Source organism: Microbacterium sp. LMI1-1-1.1, from assembly GCF_040815675.1.
Taxonomy (GTDB): Bacteria; Actinomycetota; Actinomycetes; order Actinomycetales; family Microbacteriaceae; genus Microbacterium.
This window is the reverse complement of record NZ_JBFPNN010000007.1, coordinates 275,404-294,973: the sequence shown is the minus strand read 5'-3', so window position 1 is coordinate 294,973 and position 19,570 is coordinate 275,404. Positions and strand designations below refer to the sequence as shown.

Genomic DNA, 19,570 nt, shown 5'->3' with positions numbered 1-19,570 from the left:
TGCGCCAACTCAGCGGCATCCATCCCGCCCGCGCGGACGCACCCCCGCAGCCGTGACTTGCCGCACATGTACGCGCCACGGCCCCCGCGGCGTACATCTACGCCAACTCAGCGGCATCCATCCCGCCCGCGCCGAAGCACCCCCGCAGCCGTGACTTGCCGCACATGTACGCGCCACGCCCCGCGCGGCGTACATCTGCGCCAACTCAGCGACGACAGGCGACAGCCCCGCAACGACGCCCCGCCCCGCCCCGGCGGAGCCAGGGGACCTACAGCGCCAGGCGCTCCCGGACCACGTCGGCCAGACGGTCTGCGTGCGCGCGAGCGGTCTGCTCGTCGGCGGCCTCGACCATGACGCGCACGAGGGGCTCGGTGCCCGAGGCCCGCAGCAGCACGCGTCCCGAGTCGCCGAGTTCCGCGGTCGACTCCGCGACGGCGGCCTGCACGACCTCGTCCTTCACGCCGTCGCGATCGACGCCGCGAACGTTCACGAGCACCTGCGGGTACACCGTCATGAGGGAGGCGAGCTCGGCGAGCGTCTTGTCCTGACGGGCCATCTCGGCCACGAGGTGCAGCCCCGTGAGCAGGCCGTCGCCGGTCGTGGCGAAGTCGCTCATGATGACGTGCCCCGACTGCTCGCCGCCGAGCGAGTACGAGCCCGCGTTCATCGCCTCGAGCACGTACCGGTCGCCGACCGCGGTCTGCAGGACCCGGATGCCGTGGGCCTCCATCGCCCGGTGCAGGCCGAGGTTGCTCATGACGGTCGCGACGAGGGTGTCGTCGGCGAGGGCGCCGCGCTCCTTCATGGCCACCGCGAGGATCGCCATGATCTGGTCGCCGTCCACCACGTTGCCGTCGGCGTCGACGGCGAGGCAGCGGTCGGCGTCGCCGTCGTGCGCGATGCCGACGTCGGCGCCGAGCCGGACCACGGCCTCGGCGAGCACGTCGAGGTGCGTCGAGCCGACGCCGTCGTTGATGTTGAGGCCGTCGGGGTCGGCACCGATGACGGTCACCTGCGCACCCGCGTCGCGGAAGGTCTCGGGCGACACACCGGCGGCAGCGCCGTGCGCGCAGTCGAGGACGACGTGGATGCCGTCGAGCCGGTGCGGCAGCGATCCGAGGAGGTGCACGACGTAGCGGTCCTCGGCGTCGGCGAAGCGGCGGATGCGGCCGACACCGGCACCGGTGGGCTGCAGGCGTTCGCCCTCCAGGGCGCGCTCGATGCGCTCCTCGACGATGTCGGGGAGCTTGGTGCCGCCGCGGGCGAAGATCTTGATCCCGTTGTCGGGAGCGGGGTTGTGGGATGCCGACACCATCACGCCGAAGTCGGCGTCACGGTCGGCGATGAGGAAGGCGGTCGCCGGCGTGGGGATCACGCCCGCGTCGAGGACGTCGACGCCCGACGACGCCAGGCCCGCGCTGACCGCGGCCGCGAGGAACTCCCCCGAGACCCGCGGGTCGCGCGCGACGACGGCGGTGAGACGCCGGCCCTGGGCCTTGCGTTCCTCCGCCGAACGGCCCTGGCCCAGGACGACAGCAGTCGCCTGGGCCAGGTGCAGCGCGAGTTCGGCGGTGAGGAGGCCGTTGGCCAGCCCCCGCACCCCGTCCGTGCCGAAAAGAGGCATCCGGAGTTTCGAACTCAGCGCTTGGAGTACTGAGGCGCCTTGCGGGCCTTCTTGAGACCGGCCTTCTTGCGCTCCTTGACGCGAGCGTCGCGCGAGAGGAAGCCGGCCTTCTTCAGGGTCGGGCGGTTGTTCTCGGCGTCGATCTCGTTCAGGGCACGAGCGATGCCGAGGCGCAGCGCGCCGGCCTGGCCCGAGGGGCCACCACCCGAGATGCGGGCGATCACGTCGTACGAGCCCGCGAGCTCGAGGACCGTGAAGGGGTCGTTGATCAGCTGCTGGTGCAGCTTGTTCGGGAAGTAGTCCTCGACCGTGCGGCCGTTGACCGTGATCGTGCCCGAACCGGGGACGAGGCGCACGCGGGCGATGGCCTGCTTGCGACGGCCCACGGCTGCGCCGGGGACCGAGAGAACGGGGCGCTCGGCGGCGACGGTCGACTGCTCGGCCGGCGTCTCGGTGCTGTAGTTGCTGGAGTCGATGTTCGACACTGTTTCGTCCTTATCCGGCGGCGCTTACTGGGCGACCTGGTCGAAGGTGTACGCGGTGGGCTGCTGGGCACCGTGGGGGTGCTCCGCGCCGCGGTAGACCTTGAGCTTCTTGAGCTGCGCCGCGCCGAGGCTGTTCTTGGGCAGCATGCCGCGGATGGCCTTCTCGACCGCGCGGACGGGGTTCTTCTCGAGGAGTTCCTCGTAGCTGACCGCCTTGAGGCCGCCCGGGTAGCCCGAGTGGCGGTAGGCCATCTTCTTCTGGAGCTTCTGACCCGTCAGCGCGACCTTCTCGGCGTTGATGACGATGACGAAGTCACCGGAGTCGATGTGGTTGGCGAAGGTCGCCTTGTGCTTGCCGCGGAGGATGGCCGCCGCGTGCGAGGCCAGACGGCCGAGGACGACGTCGGTGGCGTCGATAACGACCCACTCGCGCGTGACCTCAGCGGCCTTGGGGGTGAAAGTGCGCGTCACAGTAGTGCTGCTTTCTTGATCGAACGGAGGAGTTCGTGAATCCCGCTCCGGTGGTCCGTTCTCCGCCGATGACGGGGAACAGGGCCGGTGGAGGGCTCACGTTCGTGCTACCCGCTCGCAGAGAGGCGGGCACCAAAGGGATAGTCTACGGCATCCGGATGCCACGACCAAACCGCCGTCGTCCCGCACCGCGGGCACGGGTCACTCAGGACAGCATGGTCCCGACCGCGACGAGCAGGAACCCCGTCGCGTTGAACACGATGTGCGTGACGACCGCCGCCCAGATCCGGCCGGTGCCGAGGACGAGCGCCGAGGCGACGACACCGAGCAGGACCAGGGCGAGCACGCCGGTGGCATCCATCCCCTCCACGAGGAGGTGGGCGATCACGAAGAGCCCGGTGGAGACGGCGGCCGCCGCGACGCCGCCCGCGATCCGGCCGCTCATCCGGCGGAACACGCTGTAGGCGGCGACGAGGACGACGCCACGGAAGAAGAACTCCTCCAGCGTCGGCGCCACGATCGAGCCCAGGGCCGCCTCGAGCGCGAACCCGTCGGGGAGGCTGCCGTCGATCGAGAAGGTGGTGGGCCAGGGGGCGGGCGTTCCTCCCATCCCCTGCAGGGCGCCGTCAGCGAGGCGGAGGGCGACGCCGAACACGAGGCCGTACATGAGGTCCAGGGCGCGGAAGCGCAGCAGTCCGCGGGGGCGCGAGCGGCGGAACGCGAGGACGATCGGGACCGCGAAGCCCAGCCAGATCGCCGCCTGCGCGACGGGGGCCGCGATCGCGGCCGGCAGGAGCAGGGCGGCGGCGTTGGCCAGGAGCACCCCGGCGCCAAGAGAGAGGAGCGCCCAGCCGAGGAGTTCGAGCGTCCAGCGCGCCGTGCTCGACCCGCCCTCGCGCCACGTCCGGCGGGGCGGACGGCGCCGCGGCCGCTTCTCGGCGGGCGGCGACTCGAGGGTCTGCTCCATGCGCGCCAGGCTACCGGGCGCGGGCCGATAGACTCGCCGCGCCCGAGCGACCCGGGGCATCGCGGAAGGGGGAACCGTGCTGGACCTGGACCTGTCCTCGTTGTTCGCGGGAGACGCCGCGCCCGCCGCCGATCGCACCGTGCGGATCCTCACCGTGTGCACCGGCAACATCTGCCGCTCTCCCCTGGCCGCCCAGATCCTCGCCGCTCGCCTCGCCGACCTCGACGTCGTCGTCGCGAGCGCCGGGACGCGTGGTCTCGTCGACAAGCCGATGACCCCGGAGGCGCTCCGCCTGGCCGCCGAGCTGGGGGTGGATCCCGCGACCAGCGCCGGCCACCTCGCACGCTGGCTGAACGAGACGCACCTGGACGACGTCGACCTCGTCCTCGGGATGACGCGGGAGCACCGATCCGCCGCCGTCGCCCTCGCACCGGCCCGGACGCGTGCCGCGTTCACCTCCCGGGAGTTCGCCCGCCTCGCCGACGGCGTCGACGATGCGGCGATCGCCCGCGCCGCGGACGAGGCCGGCGACGACCCCCACGCACGGGTACGGGCCGCGCTCGCCCTCCTGTCGCAGCGTCGGGGCGAGGCGGAGCTGCCCGCGGACCCCGCCGACGACGACGTCGTCGACCCCTACCGCCGCTCGTGGGACACGTATCAGCTCTCCGCCCGGCAGCTGATGCCCGGAATGGATGCCGTGACCCGTGTCATCCGTGCCGCCCTCTCCCCCTCCCCGCGCTGACTCTTCCTTCTGCGCTGACGCCCCCTTCTGCGCGCTGGCCCCTTCCCCGCACTGACGTTCTGTGCACGGCGTTGTTCAGCGCTGACTTGTCGCAAATGCACGCGCCCATACCCCCACGGCGTACATCTGCGCCAAGTCACGGCACCCCACCACCACCACGGCCACCACCACGGCCGCGGCCACCACCACAGCGCTGACTTGCCCCAAATGCACACCCCTGCACCCTCACCGCGTACATCTGCGCCAAGTCACGGCGACCCACCCACCACCACCACGGCCGCGGCCACCACCACAGCGCTGACTTGTCGCAAATGCACGCGCCCATACCCCCACGGCGTACATCTGCGCCAAGTCACAGCCCCCCCACCACCACCACGACGACCCGGCGCGAAACAGCGCGGGCCGGGGTGCGAAAAGGCGCCGCGAGGCCCGATTTCAGGACACGGCCGCGAAACACGTCTGTGGCATGATGACCCGGGGGCTGACAGAAGAGGTGCCATGGAGCTCAGCGACTACATCCGCATTCTGCGAAAGAACTGGCTGGTGATCCTGGCGACGACCCTTCTGGGTATCGCGATCGCCGCGGGCTATTCGCTGACCCGCACGCCGCAGTACGAGGCCTCGGCCGAGGTGTTCGTCTCGACGCAGACCTCCGGGTCGGTGCAGGAGCTGCAGCAGGGCTCGAGCTTCACCCAGGCGCGCGTCGCCACCTATGTGAACCTCGTGGGCACGCAGGTCGTCCTCGCGCCTGTCGTCTCGCAGATGGAGCTGCCCTTCACGGCGGCGCAGCTGGCCGAGAAGGTCACCGCGTCCAACACGCTCAACACGACGCTCATCCAGATCTCGGTGTCGGACCCCGACCCGACCCTCGCCGCGGATATCGCCAACAACGTCGCCGCGAGCCTGACCGCCGCCGTCCCGCGCCTGGAGACGACGAACGAGGGCGACCCGAGCCCGGTCAAGCTGACCCTCACCGAGGACGCCGTCCCGTCCTCCGCGCCGGTCTCGCCCAACGTCCCGCTGAACCTCGCGCTCGGCGCTCTCGTCGGCCTCGCGCTCGGCATCGGCTTCGCGGTCCTGCGCGCGGTCCTCGACAACCGCGTGCGCACGCCCCGCGACGTCGAGGGTCTCACCGACCGCCCGATCATCGGGGCGATCCCCTTCGACCCGAAGGCGAAGGAGCGGCCGCTCATCCTCGAGGCCGACCCGCACAACACCCGCTCCGAGGCGTTCCGCTCGCTGCGCACCAACCTGCAGTTCCTCGAGATGGACGGCGGGCACAGCTTCGTCGTCACCTCGAGCCTGCCGAGCGAGGGAAAGTCGACGACGACGATCAACCTCGCCGTGGCCCTGTCCGACGCGGGCAAGCGCGTCGCGCTCCTCGACTGCGACCTCCGCAAGCCGAAGGTCGCCGAGTACCTCGGACTCGAAGGCAACGCCGGTCTGACCGACGTGCTCATCGGACGCGCCCGCGTCGCCGACGTCATGCTCCCGTGGGGCCGTCGCCCGCTGTACGTCCTGCCCGCCGGCAAGATCCCGCCGAACCCGAGCGAGCTGCTCGGCTCGAAGCAGATGAACCAGCTGCTCGAGGCGCTCACGGCCGAGTTCGACGTCGTCCTCTGCGACGCTCCCCCGCTGCTGCCGGTGACCGACGCCGCGGTGCTCTCGAAGTCCACGGCGGGCGCGATCGTCATCGTCGCCGCCGGCAAGACCACCACCCACCAGCTCACCGGCGCGTTCGACGCGCTCGAGACGGTCGGTGCGAAGGTCGCCGGCGTGGCCCTCACGATGGTCCCGACCCGCGGTCCGGACGCGTACGGCTACGGCGGATACGGCTACGGATACGGCGGCTACGGCACCTACACCGCGACCCCGGCCGCGACCCCGCGTGGCGACCGCCCCGCCCGCACCGGCCGCTCGGACCGTCAGGCCTCCCGCGACGCGGTCCAGACCGGCGGCACCGAGGCGCTCCCGCAGGACCTGCTCACGCCCCGCGACTGAGCCCGCACACGCGAACGCCCCCGCCACCGATCATGGTGGCGGGGGCGTCGTGGCATCCCGGGTCCTCCTCCGCGCGAACGCGGGCGAGAGAGAAGGCGGACCGGGGATGCCGCGGGCTCAGCGCTGCAGGAAGTCGAGGAGCACGCGGTTGAACTCGTCGGCGTGGCTGACGTTCACACCGTGCGGGGCGCCGCTGACGACGTGGAGCTCGCTGCCGGCGATGGCCTCGTGCGTGCGCTTGCCCGAGCCTTCGAAGGGGACCGTCGCGTCGCCGTCGCCGTGGATGACGAGGGTGGGGACGGTGACCTTGGGCAGGTCCTCGCGGAAGTCGGTCGTGGCGAACGCCTCCATCGACTTCAGCGCCGCGTGGTGGTCGGCCTGGTTGGCGAGGCGCTCGGCCTCGGCGCGGTCGGCCTCCGACACCTTCAGCTCGCCGTCGACCGAGAAGAAGTCGGTCGTGAACTGGTGGTAGAACGCCTTCTCGTCGTCCTTCAGACCGCTCTTCATGCCGTCCGCGGTCGCGTCGTCGAGGGGGCCCTCCGGGTTGTCGTCGGTCTTGGCCAGGTACGGCGGGACGGCCGCGGCGAAGACGACGCTGTGGATGCGCGCGGCACCGTTGCGGGAGATGTACCGCGCCACCTCGCCGCCGCCCATCGAGAAGCCGACGAGCGTGACGTCGCGCAGGTCGAGGGAGGTCAGGACGGCCTCGAGGTCGTCCGCGAAGGTGTCGTAGTCGTAGCCCGAACGCGGCTTGTCGCTCCGGCCGAAGCCGCGGCGGTCGTAGGTGACGACGCGGTAGCCGGCCTCTTCGAGGACGGGGACCTGGTGGGCCCAGGACTCGCCCGAGAGGGGCCAGCCGTGGATGAGGACGACGGGACGGCCCGAGCCGCCGGTGTCGTCCACGTGGAGGTTGATGTCGGTCAGCAGTCCGTGGTGTGCGGTGATCTCGCTCATGGCCGACATATTCGACACCGAACCTGACCGAACCCCACGTCTTGACGGTCGCGCGGGCCTCCGCTAGGACCGGTCGCCGAGTCATCCCGGGCACACGGGATGCCGCGGGCGCAAGCGGGCCGTGACGAACGAGGTCGGTCGTTACCCTCGGGGCATGAACCGCACCCCCGCCTTCGCCCTGCTCGCCGTCGCCTCCGCGCTCGTGCTGACCTCGTGCTCGAACGGGAGCGACGCCGCCGCACCGACCGTGACCGTCACCGCCGACCAGGGATCCGGCGGCCAGAGCAGCGCCGCCCCGGCCCCCACTGGTGGCGGCAGCGACACCGCCTCGACGTGGGAGACGGCCGTCGCCGCGGCCACCACCGCCGAGTCCTCCGCCGGTGGTCGCGCGATCGAGCTCGACCAGGAGGACGACGGAACGTGGGAGGTCCACGTCGCCGCAGGCGACCGCGAGGTCGAGGTGCGCGTCAGCGCCGACGGCTCGACCGTGGATTCCTCGCGCGACGACGACGACGGCCTCGACGACGAGGACCGCGCCGCGCTCGACAGCGCCGTGACGACCCTCGCCGACGCGATCCGCATCGCCGCGGCCCAGAACCCGTCGGGTGCCGGCATCGACGACGTCACGCTGGACGACGAGGACGGCACGTGGGCGTGGGAGGTCGGCTTCCGCGACGACGTCGACGTGTACGTCTCCGCCGCCGACGGCGCGATCCTGCGCACCGATCGCTGAGCGCCGGCCCGCGATCACAGCGACTATCCCGTGCGCAAGCCCCCGGCCGGGCGGCATCCGTTCAGCCTGCCCTCACTACACTCGGGACATGAGCCTTTCTGCCGATTCCGACGGTCATAGTACGAGCGCCCGGGTGACCCCGGGCGCGTCTCTCGGAACGGGGGAGGTGAATCGATGAACGACCTCGCTCTCAATATCGTCCTGGTCGTCGTGTTCGTCCTGATCGGCGGCGTCTTCGCCGCGACCGAAATGGCCCTCGTCACGCTGCGCGAGAGCCAGGTGAACGGCCTCGCGGCGCGCGGCAAGCGCGGGCAGAAGGTCGCCGACCTCGCCCGGAACCCCAACACGTTCCTGTCCGCCGTGCAGATCGGCGTCACGGTCGCCGGCTTCGCGTCTGCCGCGTACGGCGCCTCGTCCATCGCGCCGTCGGTGACGCCACTGTTCGTCTCGCTCGGACTGAGCGAAGCGGCCGCGGGCACCGTCGCCACCATCGCCCTCACGCTCGTCATCGCGTACCTGTCGCTGGTGCTCGGCGAGCTCGTGCCCAAGCGTCTGGCGATCCAGCGGAACGCGTCGTTCGCGTACGCGGTCGCCCCCGTTCTGAACGGCTTCGCCACGCTAATGCGGCCCGCGATCTGGCTGCTGTCCCTCTCGACGAACCTCCTCGTCCGTCTGCTCGGCGGCGACCCGAACAAGACCGGCGAGGAGCTCACCGAGGAGGAGCTGCGCGACATCGTCTCCAGCCACGAGGGTCTCCCCGCGGACGAGCGGCGCATCCTCGACGACGTGCTCTCCCTGCGCGACCGGCACGTGAGCGAGGTCATGCGCCCGCGTCCGGAGGTGGTGACCCTGGATGCCGCCGGCACGATCGGCGAGGCCATCGAGCAGGTCCGCGACCTTCCGTACTCCCGCTATCCCGTGGCCGAGCAGACGATCGACGACGTCATCGGGTTCGTGCACGTCCGCGACCTGTACGACGACCCGCAGAGCCCCATCACGTCCGTGATGCGCACCATCCGGTACATCCCCTCGACGGCCCGCGTGCTGCCCACGCTGACGTCGATGCGGGCGGACGGCAGTCACATCGCCGTCGTCGTCGACGAGTACGGCGGAACGGACGGCATCGTCACGCTCGAGGACCTGGTGGAGGAGGTCGTCGGCGAGATCTTCGACGAGTACGACACCGACGCCGAGCAGCCCCTCGCCGAGGGCGAGCACGGGGTGGTCGAGGGCCGCCTCAATCTGCAGGACTTCGAGGAGGCGACCGGCGTCGCGCTCCCCCGCGGTGCCTCCGACACCGTCGCCGGCTTCGTCATCGAGCGGCTGGGCCGTCTCGCGCGCGTGGGCGACATCGTCGAGGTCGAGGGCGCGACGCTGCAGGTCAGCGCCGTGGACCGCCGCCGCGTCTCGGAGCTGCTGGTGACCCGCCACGTGATCGGCGACGACGACGCGGCCGAGGCCCCGCCCGCCCCGGTGGAGCGCGCTGCGGAGTAAGCGGCTCTCTCGACGACGTTCGGCCGCAACTCCGCCCGGTCTCCGCAAGTGGCCCCGGGGCGCGCAAAGTGGCCCCGGGGCCACTCGCCAACCACGGCCTCGCATCACCCGCTCAGCCCCGCGCCGACGCCCGCGCTCTGGCCCCGACACCCACGCACGCAAATGGCCCCGGGGCGCGCAAAGTGGCCCCGGGGCCACTCACCATGCACGACCCCGCACCACCCGCTCAGCCCCCGCGCCGACGCCCGCGCTCTGGCCCCGACACCCACGCACGCAAATGGCCCCGGGGCGCGCAAAGTGGCCCCGGGGCCACTCACCATGCACGACCCCGCACCACCCGCTCAGCCCCCGCGCTGACGCCCGCGCCCTGGCCCAGACACCCACGCACGCAAGTGGCCCCGGGGCGCGCAAAGAGGCCCCGGGGCCACTCGCCAACCACGGCCCCGCATCACCCGCTCAGCCCCCGCGCTGACGCCCGCCCTGGCCCAGACACCCGCGCACACGCAAGTGGCCCCGGGGCGCGCAAAGTGGCCCCGGGGCCACTCGCGTGAGCGCGCCGGACGGACGGTCGGACGCCCTAAGTGAGGCGGCGAGAGGCCACCCCGGACGCACGGCACGAGGCGGGTGCGCGCCCCCCGGCGGGAACACGCGCCGGATGCCGGTCAGCCGACCGACGATTCCGGAATGCCGAGATCGAAGTGGTGCCCGTTGATGGCGAGGAGGTCGCGGTCTCCGTCGGCGGGAAGACCGGACGACGAGGTCATGCTCGCGTCGCTTCGGGGGGTCATGCGGACCATGTTCAGGGCGCGACCGGGCTCTGCGGCAGGGCTTGACATCGCGCGGGACCAACGGATCGCCGGGCGTGTCGGCCCTCGCCGTACCGCCGCCCACCTCGCCTGAAGCGCGGCCGGAGAACCACCGAAGGAGAGTTGTGCACAATTCAGTTGTGTGCAATGCTTGCCGCATGCCCGCCGTCGACGCCCTCGTCTGCTTCGCGCTCTACGCCGCGAACCGCACCACCACCCAGGCCTACCGCGTGCTCCTCGAACCCTGGAACCTCACCTACCCGCAGTACATCGCCCTCGTCACGCTGTGGTCCGACGGCGACCAGACCGTCGGCAGCCTCGGCGAGGCGCTGCAGCTGGACTCCGGCACCCTGTCCCCGATGCTCGCCCGCATGGAGGACGCCGGCTACGTCGTCCGCCGCCGCAGCGAGGAGGACGAGCGCGTGGTCGCGGTCACCCTCACCGACCGCGGCCGCGAGATGCGCGAGGAGCTCGCGCACGTACCGCAGTGCATCGCCTACGGCGCGGGCCTCACCGACGCCGACAGCGCCCGCGAGCTCGTCGACGCCCTCCACCAGCTGACCGACGCGATGAAGAGCCTGCGCGACCAGCCCGACGCGGTGCTCTCCGCGGTCGGCGCCCCGGCCCGCCGCCCCAAGACGACCGCGCGTCGGCGCTCCGCCTGAGCCCCGCGCCTGCGGCATCCCTCCCCCCGTCCAGAGAAAGGAACACCCCATGGACGTTCTCTACACCGCTGAAGCCATCTCGACCGGTCACGGTCGCACCGGTCACGTGACCGCCGGCAGCTACATCGACCTCGAGGTCGCCCCGCCCAAGGACATGGGCGGCTCCGGCCAGGGCACCAACCCCGAGCAGCTCTTCGCCGCCGGGTACGCCGCGTGCTTCCACGGTGCGCTGCACGCCGTCGCCCGCGGTCACAAGATCACGCTCGAGGACTCCTCGGTCGGCGGCCGCGTCCAGATCGGCCCGAACGGACAGGGCGGCTACCAGCTCGCCGTGCTCCTCGAGGTCGTCCTCCCGGGCGTCGAGCACGACCTGGCCCAGCAGCTCGCCGACGAGGCGCACCAGGTCTGCCCCTACTCGAACGCCACCCGCGGCAACATCGAGGTCACGGTCACCGTCTCCGACGACTGACCCCCACAGACGGCCGGGGCGGGGTGCCGCACCCCCACGCAGCATCCCGTTCCGGTCCATCGCGGCACGCCACCCCCACGGCGCCGCACCCGCCGGTACCGCCCCCACGGTGCCGCACCCCCGCCGGCACCGCCCCCATGGTGCCGCACCCGCGAGTGCCCGAGGCACCGGTGCCCCCGTGGCATCCTCGCCTCGGGCACTCTGGCGTTCCCGCCCCTGTCGTCGTCGCCCCGGATGGATGCCACGGGCCCTGCCCGAGCCGACGGTCCGACCCCGGCCGCCCGCCGCACCCCGGGCCCGACGGCCCGCCCTCCGCACCCCTGGCCCGAGGGCCCCACCTCACCCGCCCCCGGCCCGGGGCTTCACCCCCTCCAGCACGCGGAGAGCCGCACATCGTATGGTGTCTGTCGTGATCCGTGTCGTGGTGGTGGACGATGAAGCGCTCGTCCGTTCGGGCTTCCAGCTGATCCTCGGGGCCGCGGACGACATCGAGGTCGTCGCCGCGGTCGACGGCGACGACGCGGTCGACACGATCCGCCGTCTGCACCCCGACGTCGTGCTGCTCGACATCCGCATGCCCGGTCGGAGCGGCCTCGATGTGCTCGCGGAGCTGCGCGACGAGCCGATGCGTCCGATCATCGGCATCCTGACGACCTTCGACACCGACGAGTACATCGCCCGCGCGCTGCAGGACGGCGCCTCGGGGTTCCTCGTCAAGGACACCGCCCCGGAACACCTCGCGGCCATGGTCCGCACGCTGGCCGCGGGAGGCGTCGTCCTCTCCCCGCAGGTGTCGCGGACCCTCGTCGAGGGGTACGCCGGCGGCGCCGACCGCGACGCGCTGCAGCGCGTGAGCCTCCTCACCGAGCGCGAGCGCGACGTGCTGTCGCGGCTGCCCACGGGCGAGTCGAACGCCGAGATCGGCCGCCGCCTCCACTTGAGCGGAGCGACGGTCAAGGACCACGTCAGCGCCATCCTCGCCAAGCTCGCCGTGTCGTCCCGTCTCGAGGCTGCGCTCATCGCGGAGCGCGCCCGCGTGGGCAGCGACCGCAGATGAGGGATGCCGCGGAGTCCCGCCCCCGCGAGACCCCCTCCCCCGCGGCGCCCTCCGCCGTGGCATCCCTCCGCCTCCGTTTCGCGGAGATCCGCCACCGGTGGTGGTTCGCCCTGCTCGTGGACGTCGTGCTCGCCGGCGCCGCGTTCGTCGACGTCGCGGTCGCGGTCGGCTGGTGGTCGCCGTTCGAGACGACCCTCGCCGTCGTCGCGGTCGCGGGCGTGCTGCTGCGCCGCCGGCTGCCGTGGGTGGCGTTCGCGATGGTCCTGCCGGGACTCGTCGTGGATGCCATGACGATCGCCACCCCGATCGTCCTCTACGCGCTGTCGGTCCGGACCCGCCGCGTCTGGCCGATGGTCGTGGCCGGCGCGGTGACGTTCCTCTGCTTCCTGCTCCCGGACTGGCAGATGCCGCCGCTGGACTACCTCGCGCCGTCGCTCCTGTACGCGCTGATGTACGCGGCGACGCCGATCGCCCTCGGCGCGCTCGTCCGCACACGGCACGAGCTGTCCGACCGCCTCGCCGACCTCTCGGCCGCCCGGGAGGCCGAGCGCCGTCGCGACGAGCAGGACGTCCTCCGCGGCGAGCGCGCCCGCATCTCCCGCGAGATGCACGACGTCGTCTCGCACCAGGTCAGCCTGATCGCTGTGCAGGCCGGGGCGCTCCAGGTCGCGTCCGCCGATCCGACGGCGCAGCAGGGCGCCCGCGTCATCCGGTCCCTCGCCGTCCGCACGCTCGACGAGCTCCGCCAGATGGTCGGGGTCCTGCGCGCCGAGGGCGTGGTCACCCCGTCCGAGGCGCCGCAGCCGACGATCGCTGACCTCCCCCGCCTCGTCGAGGAGAGCGGGATGGATGCCACCCTCCGCTCGCACCTGCCCGACGATCTGGCTCCGGCGGTGCAGCGTGCCGTCTACCGCACGGTCCAGGAGGGTCTCACCAATGCTCGCAAGCACGCTCCGGGGGCGCGGGTCGACGTGAGCGCCGTCGCGACCACGACGACGATCGACGTGGTGGTCTGCAACTCGTCCGGGACCATGGACGCGTTGACCCTCCCCTCCAGCGGCACGGGGCTCCGCGGTCTGCGCGAGCGCGCCGAGCTGCTGGGCGGCCACCTCGAGGCCTCGCCCGCCGACGGCGGGTTCCGGCTGTCGGTCTCGGTCCCGCGGCGCTCCGCCGACGCCTGACCCGGCCGTCCCCCTCCTGCTCCCGTTCGGGGCGCCATTCGTGCACCGGGGCGAGCATCGACCGCCCCCGTGCACAAACAGCGTCCCACAAGGCGCCGGCCACCCCCGCCACCTCCCCGCGGCCCCAGCCCCGGTCGGGGCGCCGTCCCTGCGAACGGCCCCACCCCGCGGCCGAACCCCCTCCTGCTCCCGTCCGGGGCGCCATTCGTGCACCGGGGCGAGCATCGACCGCCCCCGTGCACAAACAGCGCCCCGCAGCGCCGGCCGACGCCCCACGACACCGGCCGACGCCCCACGACACCGGCCGACGCCCCACGACACCGGCCGACGCCCCCAAGACACCAACCCCCGCCCGCGCGGCGAGCCGGCTCAGCGCGGCTACAGTTCGGCGTCGCTCTTGCTGTACGACCGCTGCAGCCACTGCCCGAAGCCGCGCTGCGCGAGACAGGCGTGGGCGTCGGCGCAGCGGATCACCGGGTCGTCCTGCGCGTAGGTGCGGTAGGTCTCGACCTTGTCGTCCAGCCGCTCGCCGGCGACGTTGGCCGGCTGCGACTGCGACGGATAGCCGAGGAAGTACGACACCGCCGCCGCCGACACCCCGGCCGAAGGCATCGCGCCGCGGGCGAGCTCCCCGACGCACGAGTGGTCGGGATGGTCGCCGGCTGCAAAAGCACTCCCCCGCGGGATGTGCGTCGACACCCGTGTCGGCCGGGCCGCCCCCACCAGCTCCGCGAGACTCGCCCGCAGCCGGGTGACGTCGAGGGCGGGACTTCCGTCGAGCGGGCTGAGCGTGGGCGCCCGGCCGTCGAGCAGCTGCGTCAGACCCGTGCGTCCGGTGGCGGCGAAGCCGGTGGCATCCAGGTTCCCGTCCGGAAGGCGCAGCATGGTCAGCGAGAACCGCGGGTCGTCGTCCGGGACGAACCTCGTCACGCGCGCGCCCGTCAGCAGGGTGATCTGCCGCGGCGTCCAGTCGGCGGTGCTGCCGCGCATGCGGTTATAGGCCTTCATGATCCCGAGCTCGCGCGACCGCATGTAGTCGAGCCCGCGTCCGGCGTCGCCGCCGGTGACGAACACCGTCCGGACGGTCGCGCCCTCCGCGATCGCCTCCGTCAGCCCGGGGTTCGAGAAGATGATGTCGTCGTCGGGGTGCGCCCAGATAGACAGGAGCGTCTGCGCGCCGGCGGGTTCCGCGGCGGGCGAGACGGGCCCCTCGGTCGGCACGGGCGGGGGGAGGGATGCCACCCCCTGCGGCGCCGCATCCAGCGGGCCCCCGTCGGGCAGGGTCGCCGCGACCAACGCGGTGACCGCGCCTCCGGCGGCGACGAGACCTCCGACGAGCAGCCCGCGGCGGGTCAGCGTCGCACGGCGGGCGAGACGGCGAGCGCGGACACGGTCGCTCGGGGTCTCGAGGTCGTCGGGCTGCACGGTGTCCTTCCCGGGTCACGGCCGGGCGGACCGCTGCAGGGACCGCGCACCGGCACACGTGGCTTCCATCCCACGCGCCGCGGAGCCGCCGCACGAGCGCCGCGAGGTGGAACCATCCCCGCCGCCCAGGTACCGCCCACCCACCCGCCCGGCGGGTCTTCGCGTCTGTTCACCGGGTGCATCGACCCCGCACAGCCCACACCTAGAGAGGCCGGGAACACTCCAGGCATGCAGACGTCCTCGCCGCCGCGGTCACTGTCGCCCAACGCCCTGCGTGTTCGTGCCGTCCTCTACGCCTGGGACCCGATCGGTGTCCACGACATCGGCGCGGGCTGGCCCGAGGACGAGTACGACGACCTCATCGTCCCCGTCCTCGCCGCTCTCGCCGACGGCACCTCGGTCGAACAGCTCGCCGCGGACCTCCACGCCGTGGTCGAGTCCGACTACGGCATCCCCTCGCCTCATGGATGCCACGCTGCCGCACGCGAGCTCCTCTCGCTGCCCCTCACCGACGCCTGACCCCGCCGCCGGCCCTCTCCCCCTCTATCGAAGTGGCCCCGGGGCCACTTCCGGCGCCCCGGGGCCACTCCCACCGCCCCACACCCGAGCACGAGCCACCGCACCCCGGCCGCACAGACGTCAGGGGGGCTCGTCAAGCCCGGGGTCGGCGACGGCGGCGGTCGTAGCGTGAGCCATCCAAGCCGAAGGTGGCCGGTCACCGCCTCGGCTTCGGAGCCCCGGACAGCCCGGGCGGCATCGGCACTCCCAGCGGAGCCGTCCGGGCGCGGACCCGCAATCCACGCTGACTTGCCGCAAATGCACGCCGCCGCACCCCCGCGGCGTACATCTGCGCCACCTCACGGCCAACCCCCGCAGCACGCCCAATCCACGCTGACTTGCCGCAAATGCACGCCGCCGCACCCCCGCGGCGTACATCTGCGCCAACTCACGGCCAACCCCCGCAGCACGCGACCACCGCCCACCCCGGAATCCACGCTGACTTGCCGCAAATGCACGTCCACGCACCCCCACGGCGTACATCTGCGCCACCTCACGGCCAACCCCCGCAGCACGCGCCCCCGCCCACCCTGGAAACCACGCTGACTTGCCGCAAATGCACGCCGCCGCACCCCCGCGGCGTACATCTGCGCCAACTCACGGCCAACCCCCGCAGCACGCGCGCAACCACGGCGACGGAAGCCGCCGTCAAGACCCCCGGTCCCGTCAGGTCGACGTCATATCGTGCCGCTCATGGCTGACCTCACCAGACCGCAGAGCCCCGATCCGTATCCGCTGCTTCCCGCCGCGGCGTCGTTCGATGTCGTCAGCGACGACGTCACCGACGGCCAGCCCCTGAAGGACGACCAGGTCGCCGACAAGGGCAACACCTCGCCGCACCTGCGGTGGTCGAACGCGCCCGAGGGCACGAAGTCGTTCACCGTGACGTGCTTCGACCCCGACGCGCCGACCCCGAGCGGGTTCTGGCACTGGGTGCTCGTGGACCTTCCCGCCGACACGACGGAGCTGCCGACCGGGTTCGCCGCGGGCGATCTGCCCGAGGGCGCCTTCCACGTCCGCAACGACGGCGGCGAGTCCGGCTTCATGGGCGCCGCCCCGCCGCAGGGCGACCAGCCGCACCGCTACTTCTTCGTCGTCCACGCCGTCGCGGAGGAGAAGCTCGGCGCCGAGCCCGACGCCTCCCCCGCCGTCGTGTCCTTCAACCTGGCGTTCAAGACCCTGGGCCGTGCGATCCTGCACGGCACCTACGCGCACTGAGGTCGGGACGTGACTCAGCGCACGGAGGGATTCGACAAGGACGAGACCATCGCCGGCGTCGAGGAGCGCGTCAAGGCGCGATTCCCGGATGCCGAGCCGGCGGTCGTGCATGACGAGGCCGTGGCCGCGGTGGAGAAGTTCGCCGACGCGCCGGTGAAGGACTTCGTCGACATCATCGCCGAGCGCGAGGCCCGTGCCCGCGTCGAGGACGCCACGACAGAGGCCTGACCCCGTCCGCGGCAACGACCGCGCGGCATCCCACGTCCGACCCGGGCGAACACCGGACGAACACCGGACGAACACCGAGCCCGCCGACCCGACAGCACCTGTCGCGTCGGCGGGCTCGTGTCGTCAGGGGCGCCGCGCCTGGCGGCTCTTGAGCACCTTCGACGCGACCTTGCGGCGCACCTTCTGCACCTTCGGGTCCTTCCACACGCGGTAGGCGATGGTGCCCGCGGTCACGGCGCGTCCGACCGCCGTCTTGGCGAACACCGCGCCCGCGACTCCGACGGCTCCCGTGCCGATCCAACGTCCTACACCCATGTCGCCTCCTTGGTTCCGAGTTCTCCACGAAACCCGATCCGGCGAGGGATGCCACACCGCTTGCGCCTCATCGAGGCTTGTGCTGCATGCGCACGCACGCACGCGTCACTGCATCTGCAGCTCGGTCTCGGTCTTGGGGTAGGAGCGTTGCAGCCATTGCCCGAACTTGCGAGTGGCCAGGCACGCGGCACGGTCGGCGCAGCGGATGACGCTGTCTTCCTTCGCGTAGATCCGGTACGTCTCGACCTTCTCGTCCAGCTGGGATCCGCCGAGGTTGGCGGGCAGGTCCATCGACGGATAGCCGACGAGATACCGGATGCCGGGAGCCGCTGCCGCGACCGCGCCCACCGATCCGCGGACGATCGTGCCCACCACCGAATGATCGGGGTGGTCGCCGGGCGCGAAGGCGCTCCCCCGCGGGATGTGGGTGAGGGTCTGCGCCGGCTGGAGCGCCTCGGCGATCTCGGTGACGCTGCCGGTCAGCTGCGCGGCGGTCACGGCCGGGCCGCCGTCCACCGGGGCGATCGCGGGGATCGCGCCGTCGATGAGCTTGCTGATGGTGACGGAGCCCGTCGACGGGAAACCGGCGCCGGTGATGTTGCCGTCGGGCAGCCGCAGGAACAGCACCGAGATGCGGGCGCTGTCCTTCGGCGAGAAGCGGGTGACGTGCACGCCGGTGTTGAGCGTGACGTCCTCGCTGGTCCAGAACTCGCCGCTGCCGCGCATGTGGTTGTACGCGCGGAGGATGCCGAGCTCGCGGGAGGTGACGTACGGCATCCCTCGTCCGGCGTCGCCCGCGGTGAGGAAGACGGAACGCACGCACTGCCCGGTCGCGATGGCATCCGAGATGGTCGGGTTGCCGAAGATGATGTCGTCATCGGGGTGAGCCCAGACGGTCAGCGTGGTCGCGCCGCCGTCGCAGGTCTGGGCGGCGGGCGAAGCCGGCACCGGCGGCGGCGGAGGCGGGGGCGTCGGGGTGGGGGTCGGCGTCGGCGTGGGAGTCGGCGTCGGGGTCGCCGTCGGGGTCGGGGTCGGCGTCGGCGTCCGGGTCGGACGCGCGCTCGACGGCTCCGGGGTCGGCGTCGCGAAGAGCACGGTGTCCTGCCGCATGCTCGTGATGACGGCGGGGATCGTCACCGACCCCACGGCGATCGCCGCGATCGCGACGACGGCGATCACCACGACGGCGATGACCCCGCCGGTTCCGAAGCGTCGGCGCCGCGGGCGCGTCGGCGGCGGGGCGTGGGTCATGGGGTGGATCCTCTCGGCGGCTCGTTCCCCCGCCGATTCCGCGATTCCCGTGGCGAGGACGTCATGTCGCGAGGGACCAGGAGGCCGATTCGCAGGGCAAGTCTAGGAGTAGCGCGCACGTACACCAAGAAAGGATTCCGCCTGATGGGGTTGACACGGAAAATGCGTTTCCTTACATTCACCCCGATTTTCATCCGTCGAGCGAAGAAGAATGCGCGGAGGCTCGACGCGCGAGCCCGCATACACCCATCATGGTCGAGGACAAGTGGGGTTGTCGCCAGTAGCACCGTTCCGCACACTCGCGGTAACGACTCCAGATGAAGGCCCCCAGATGAACGCCTCGCCCGCCCCGCATCTCCGCGATCCTTCGCGCGCGGGGATCGGCAGCCGGGGATGGATCGCCGTCGGCATCGCGGTCGTCGCGACCGCGGCCGTCGTCGCCGCACTGTGGTTCGCGCTCGACGGCCCGCGGATGAAGCGGACGGAGATCGCGCGCCTGGCGGCCGCGCCGTCCCTCGCCTGGCCCGAGGCGCTGGTCCCGCGCCCCGAGCACGCGGTCCGGCACGACGACTTCCTCGGCCTGGTCATCGTCAGCACGGGGTGGGACCTGGATGCCTCGGCGGTGTCGTGCCTGTACGTCTCGCGCGACGGCAGCGAGAGCCTGGAGTCCTTCGAGCGCTCGTGCGGGTCGGGATCCCTCCGCCCGACGGTCCAGGTCGTGGTGGGACCGCAGTCCCCGCCCGAGCTGTCGGCCCGCTACGACGCCGGCCAGACGCTCCGCTTCGTGCTCGACGACCGCGAGGTCAAGGTCGTGACCGCGCCGTAGCCCCGCGGCCCCGACCCATGGCATCCCGGCCCCGAAACCGCCCCGCAGGCCCCAAAACCCGGCAGGCCCCGCAGGCCCCAAGACCAAGACCCCGCAGCCC

21 protein-coding genes are annotated in these 19,570 nt (G+C 72.3%); 12 read left to right on the top strand and 9 right to left on the bottom strand.

The genetic code is table 11. The annotated features are described in order from the left end of the window. Positions 1–268: 268 nt before the first annotated feature. The 4 genes from glmM to MRBLMI1_RS07360 form a co-directional block, all read right to left on the bottom strand. Entirely contained in the window at positions 269–1,624 is a 1,356-nt protein-coding gene (gene glmM / locus MRBLMI1_RS07375; protein ID WP_367728998.1) for a phosphoglucosamine mutase, read from the bottom strand. 14 nt (positions 1,625–1,638) lie between these two features. After that, positions 1,639–2,109: a 30S ribosomal protein S9 gene (gene rpsI / locus MRBLMI1_RS07370; protein ID WP_367728996.1), complete on the bottom strand. Its 471-nt coding sequence runs from the start codon at positions 2,107–2,109 to the stop codon at positions 1,639–1,641. A gap of 24 nt (positions 2,110–2,133) precedes the next feature. After that, on the bottom strand, positions 2,134–2,580 hold the full coding sequence (rplM, locus tag MRBLMI1_RS07365; RefSeq protein WP_367728991.1) for a 50S ribosomal protein L13: 447 nt from the start codon (positions 2,578–2,580) through the stop codon (positions 2,134–2,136). 205 nt (positions 2,581–2,785) lie between these two features. After that, entirely contained in the window at positions 2,786–3,547 is a 762-nt protein-coding gene (locus MRBLMI1_RS07360) for a type II CAAX prenyl endopeptidase Rce1 family protein (protein ID WP_367728988.1), read from the bottom strand. A 76-nt stretch (positions 3,548–3,623) separates the two neighbouring features. Here MRBLMI1_RS07360 and MRBLMI1_RS07355 point away from each other — a divergent pair, with 76 nt between their 5' ends. Both MRBLMI1_RS07355 and MRBLMI1_RS07350 read left to right on the top strand, forming a co-directional pair. Further along, a complete protein-coding gene (locus MRBLMI1_RS07355; RefSeq protein ID WP_367728987.1) occupies positions 3,624–4,289 on the top strand; it encodes a low molecular weight phosphatase family protein in 666 nt (221 codons plus the stop codon). 498 nt (positions 4,290–4,787) lie between these two features. Further along, the gene (locus MRBLMI1_RS07350) at positions 4,788–6,290 is read left to right on the top strand and encodes a polysaccharide biosynthesis tyrosine autokinase (RefSeq protein WP_367728972.1); all 1,503 of its coding nucleotides are present in this window, start codon (positions 4,788–4,790) and stop codon (positions 6,288–6,290) included. A gap of 117 nt (positions 6,291–6,407) precedes the next feature. On the opposite strand, the gene MRBLMI1_RS07345 is transcribed toward MRBLMI1_RS07350, so the two are convergent. Further along, positions 6,408–7,244 carry an alpha/beta fold hydrolase gene (locus MRBLMI1_RS07345; protein ID WP_367728970.1) on the bottom strand — a complete coding sequence of 279 codons (837 nt, stop codon included), beginning with the start codon at positions 7,242–7,244 and terminating at the stop codon, positions 6,408–6,410. A gap of 154 nt (positions 7,245–7,398) precedes the next feature. Here MRBLMI1_RS07345 and MRBLMI1_RS07340 point away from each other — a divergent pair, with 154 nt between their 5' ends. Together MRBLMI1_RS07340 and MRBLMI1_RS07335 are read left to right on the top strand one after the other, a co-directional pair. After that, a complete protein-coding gene (locus tag MRBLMI1_RS07340; protein ID WP_367728968.1) occupies positions 7,399–7,977 on the top strand; it encodes a PepSY domain-containing protein in 579 nt (192 codons plus the stop codon). 174 nt (positions 7,978–8,151) lie between these two features. Next, the gene (locus tag MRBLMI1_RS07335) at positions 8,152–9,471 is read left to right on the top strand and encodes a hemolysin family protein (RefSeq protein ID WP_367728966.1); all 1,320 of its coding nucleotides are present in this window, start codon (positions 8,152–8,154) and stop codon (positions 9,469–9,471) included. A 662-nt stretch (positions 9,472–10,133) separates the two neighbouring features. On the opposite strand, the gene MRBLMI1_RS07330 is transcribed toward MRBLMI1_RS07335, so the two are convergent. Next, the gene (locus MRBLMI1_RS07330) at positions 10,134–10,259 is read right to left on the bottom strand and encodes a hypothetical protein (RefSeq protein ID WP_367728964.1); all 126 of its coding nucleotides are present in this window, start codon (positions 10,257–10,259) and stop codon (positions 10,134–10,136) included. Positions 10,260–10,435: 176 nt separating this feature from the next. Between MRBLMI1_RS07330 and MRBLMI1_RS07325 the strand changes: the two genes are divergently transcribed. The 4 genes from MRBLMI1_RS07325 (at position 10,436) to MRBLMI1_RS07310 (ending at position 13,649) form a co-directional block, all read left to right on the top strand. After that, a complete protein-coding gene (locus MRBLMI1_RS07325; RefSeq protein WP_367728962.1) occupies positions 10,436–10,942 on the top strand; it encodes a MarR family winged helix-turn-helix transcriptional regulator in 507 nt (168 codons plus the stop codon). Between the two features lie 49 nt (positions 10,943–10,991). Then, the gene (locus tag MRBLMI1_RS07320; RefSeq protein ID WP_367728960.1) at positions 10,992–11,411 is read left to right on the top strand and encodes an organic hydroperoxide resistance protein; all 420 of its coding nucleotides are present in this window, start codon (positions 10,992–10,994) and stop codon (positions 11,409–11,411) included. Positions 11,412–11,820: 409 nt separating this feature from the next. Next, positions 11,821–12,468, top strand: coding sequence for a response regulator (locus MRBLMI1_RS07315; RefSeq protein WP_367728958.1), 648 nt, complete (start codon positions 11,821–11,823; stop codon positions 12,466–12,468). Beyond that, a complete protein-coding gene (locus tag MRBLMI1_RS07310; protein ID WP_367728955.1) occupies positions 12,465–13,649 on the top strand; it encodes a sensor histidine kinase in 1,185 nt (394 codons plus the stop codon). Before MRBLMI1_RS07315 ends, MRBLMI1_RS07310 begins: the two co-directional genes overlap by 4 nt. Positions 13,650–14,027: 378 nt before the next feature. Here the strand turns inward: MRBLMI1_RS07310 and MRBLMI1_RS07305 are convergent, their stop codons facing one another. Continuing rightward, complete coding sequence (locus tag MRBLMI1_RS07305) at positions 14,028–15,074, bottom strand: PIG-L family deacetylase (protein ID WP_367728953.1); 1,047 nt, start codon at positions 15,072–15,074, stop codon at positions 14,028–14,030. A 228-nt stretch (positions 15,075–15,302) separates the two neighbouring features. Between MRBLMI1_RS07305 and MRBLMI1_RS07300 the strand changes: the two genes are divergently transcribed. The 3 genes from MRBLMI1_RS07300 (at position 15,303) to MRBLMI1_RS07290 (ending at position 17,078) form a co-directional block, all read left to right on the top strand. Then, the gene (locus MRBLMI1_RS07300; protein WP_367728949.1) at positions 15,303–15,593 is read left to right on the top strand and encodes a hypothetical protein; all 291 of its coding nucleotides are present in this window, start codon (positions 15,303–15,305) and stop codon (positions 15,591–15,593) included. A 732-nt stretch (positions 15,594–16,325) separates the two neighbouring features. Then, positions 16,326–16,850 carry a YbhB/YbcL family Raf kinase inhibitor-like protein gene (locus tag MRBLMI1_RS07295; RefSeq protein ID WP_367728947.1) on the top strand — a complete coding sequence of 175 codons (525 nt, stop codon included), beginning with the start codon at positions 16,326–16,328 and terminating at the stop codon, positions 16,848–16,850. A 9-nt stretch (positions 16,851–16,859) separates the two neighbouring features. After that, a complete protein-coding gene (locus MRBLMI1_RS07290; RefSeq protein WP_367728942.1) occupies positions 16,860–17,078 on the top strand; it encodes a three-helix bundle dimerization domain-containing protein in 219 nt (72 codons plus the stop codon). 123 nt (positions 17,079–17,201) lie between these two features. Here MRBLMI1_RS07290 and MRBLMI1_RS07285 read toward each other — a convergent pair whose 3' ends face one another. After that, entirely contained in the window at positions 17,202–17,393 is a 192-nt protein-coding gene (locus MRBLMI1_RS07285) for a hypothetical protein (RefSeq protein ID WP_367728939.1), read from the bottom strand. Positions 17,394–17,498: 105 nt separating this feature from the next. Then, positions 17,499–18,644, bottom strand: coding sequence for a PIG-L family deacetylase (locus MRBLMI1_RS07280; protein ID WP_367728937.1), 1,146 nt, complete (start codon positions 18,642–18,644; stop codon positions 17,499–17,501). Between the two features lie 331 nt (positions 18,645–18,975). Between MRBLMI1_RS07280 and MRBLMI1_RS07275 the strand changes: the two genes are divergently transcribed. Then, complete coding sequence (locus MRBLMI1_RS07275) at positions 18,976–19,470, top strand: hypothetical protein (protein ID WP_367728933.1); 495 nt, start codon at positions 18,976–18,978, stop codon at positions 19,468–19,470. Positions 19,471–19,570: the final 100 nt, after the last annotated feature.

Coding starts and splice junctions, on each gene's coding strand:
- glmM (WP_367728998.1), bottom strand. CDS start 1,624: ATGCCTCTTTTCGGCACGGACGGGGTGCGGGGGCTGGCCAACGGCCTC.
- MRBLMI1_RS07360 (WP_367728988.1), bottom strand. CDS start 3,547: ATGGAGCAGACCCTCGAGTCGCCGCCCGCCGAGAAGCGGCCGCGGCGC.
- MRBLMI1_RS07350 (WP_367728972.1), top strand. CDS start 4,788: ATGGAGCTCAGCGACTACATCCGCATTCTGCGAAAGAACTGGCTGGTG.
- MRBLMI1_RS07345 (WP_367728970.1), bottom strand. CDS start 7,244: ATGAGCGAGATCACCGCACACCACGGACTGCTGACCGACATCAACCTC.
- MRBLMI1_RS07340 (WP_367728968.1), top strand. CDS start 7,399: ATGAACCGCACCCCCGCCTTCGCCCTGCTCGCCGTCGCCTCCGCGCTC.
- MRBLMI1_RS07335 (WP_367728966.1), top strand. CDS start 8,152: ATGAACGACCTCGCTCTCAATATCGTCCTGGTCGTCGTGTTCGTCCTG.
- MRBLMI1_RS07330 (WP_367728964.1), bottom strand. CDS start 10,259: ATGACCCCCCGAAGCGACGCGAGCATGACCTCGTCGTCCGGTCTTCCC.
- MRBLMI1_RS07325 (WP_367728962.1), top strand. CDS start 10,436: ATGCCCGCCGTCGACGCCCTCGTCTGCTTCGCGCTCTACGCCGCGAAC.
- MRBLMI1_RS07320 (WP_367728960.1), top strand. CDS start 10,992: ATGGACGTTCTCTACACCGCTGAAGCCATCTCGACCGGTCACGGTCGC.
- MRBLMI1_RS07310 (WP_367728955.1), top strand. CDS start 12,465: ATGAGGGATGCCGCGGAGTCCCGCCCCCGCGAGACCCCCTCCCCCGCG.
- MRBLMI1_RS07300 (WP_367728949.1), top strand. CDS start 15,303: ATGCAGACGTCCTCGCCGCCGCGGTCACTGTCGCCCAACGCCCTGCGT.
- MRBLMI1_RS07295 (WP_367728947.1), top strand. CDS start 16,326: ATGGCTGACCTCACCAGACCGCAGAGCCCCGATCCGTATCCGCTGCTT.
- MRBLMI1_RS07285 (WP_367728939.1), bottom strand. CDS start 17,393: ATGGGTGTAGGACGTTGGATCGGCACGGGAGCCGTCGGAGTCGCGGGC.
- MRBLMI1_RS07280 (WP_367728937.1), bottom strand. CDS start 18,644: ATGACCCACGCCCCGCCGCCGACGCGCCCGCGGCGCCGACGCTTCGGA.
- MRBLMI1_RS07275 (WP_367728933.1), top strand. CDS start 18,976: ATGAACGCCTCGCCCGCCCCGCATCTCCGCGATCCTTCGCGCGCGGGG.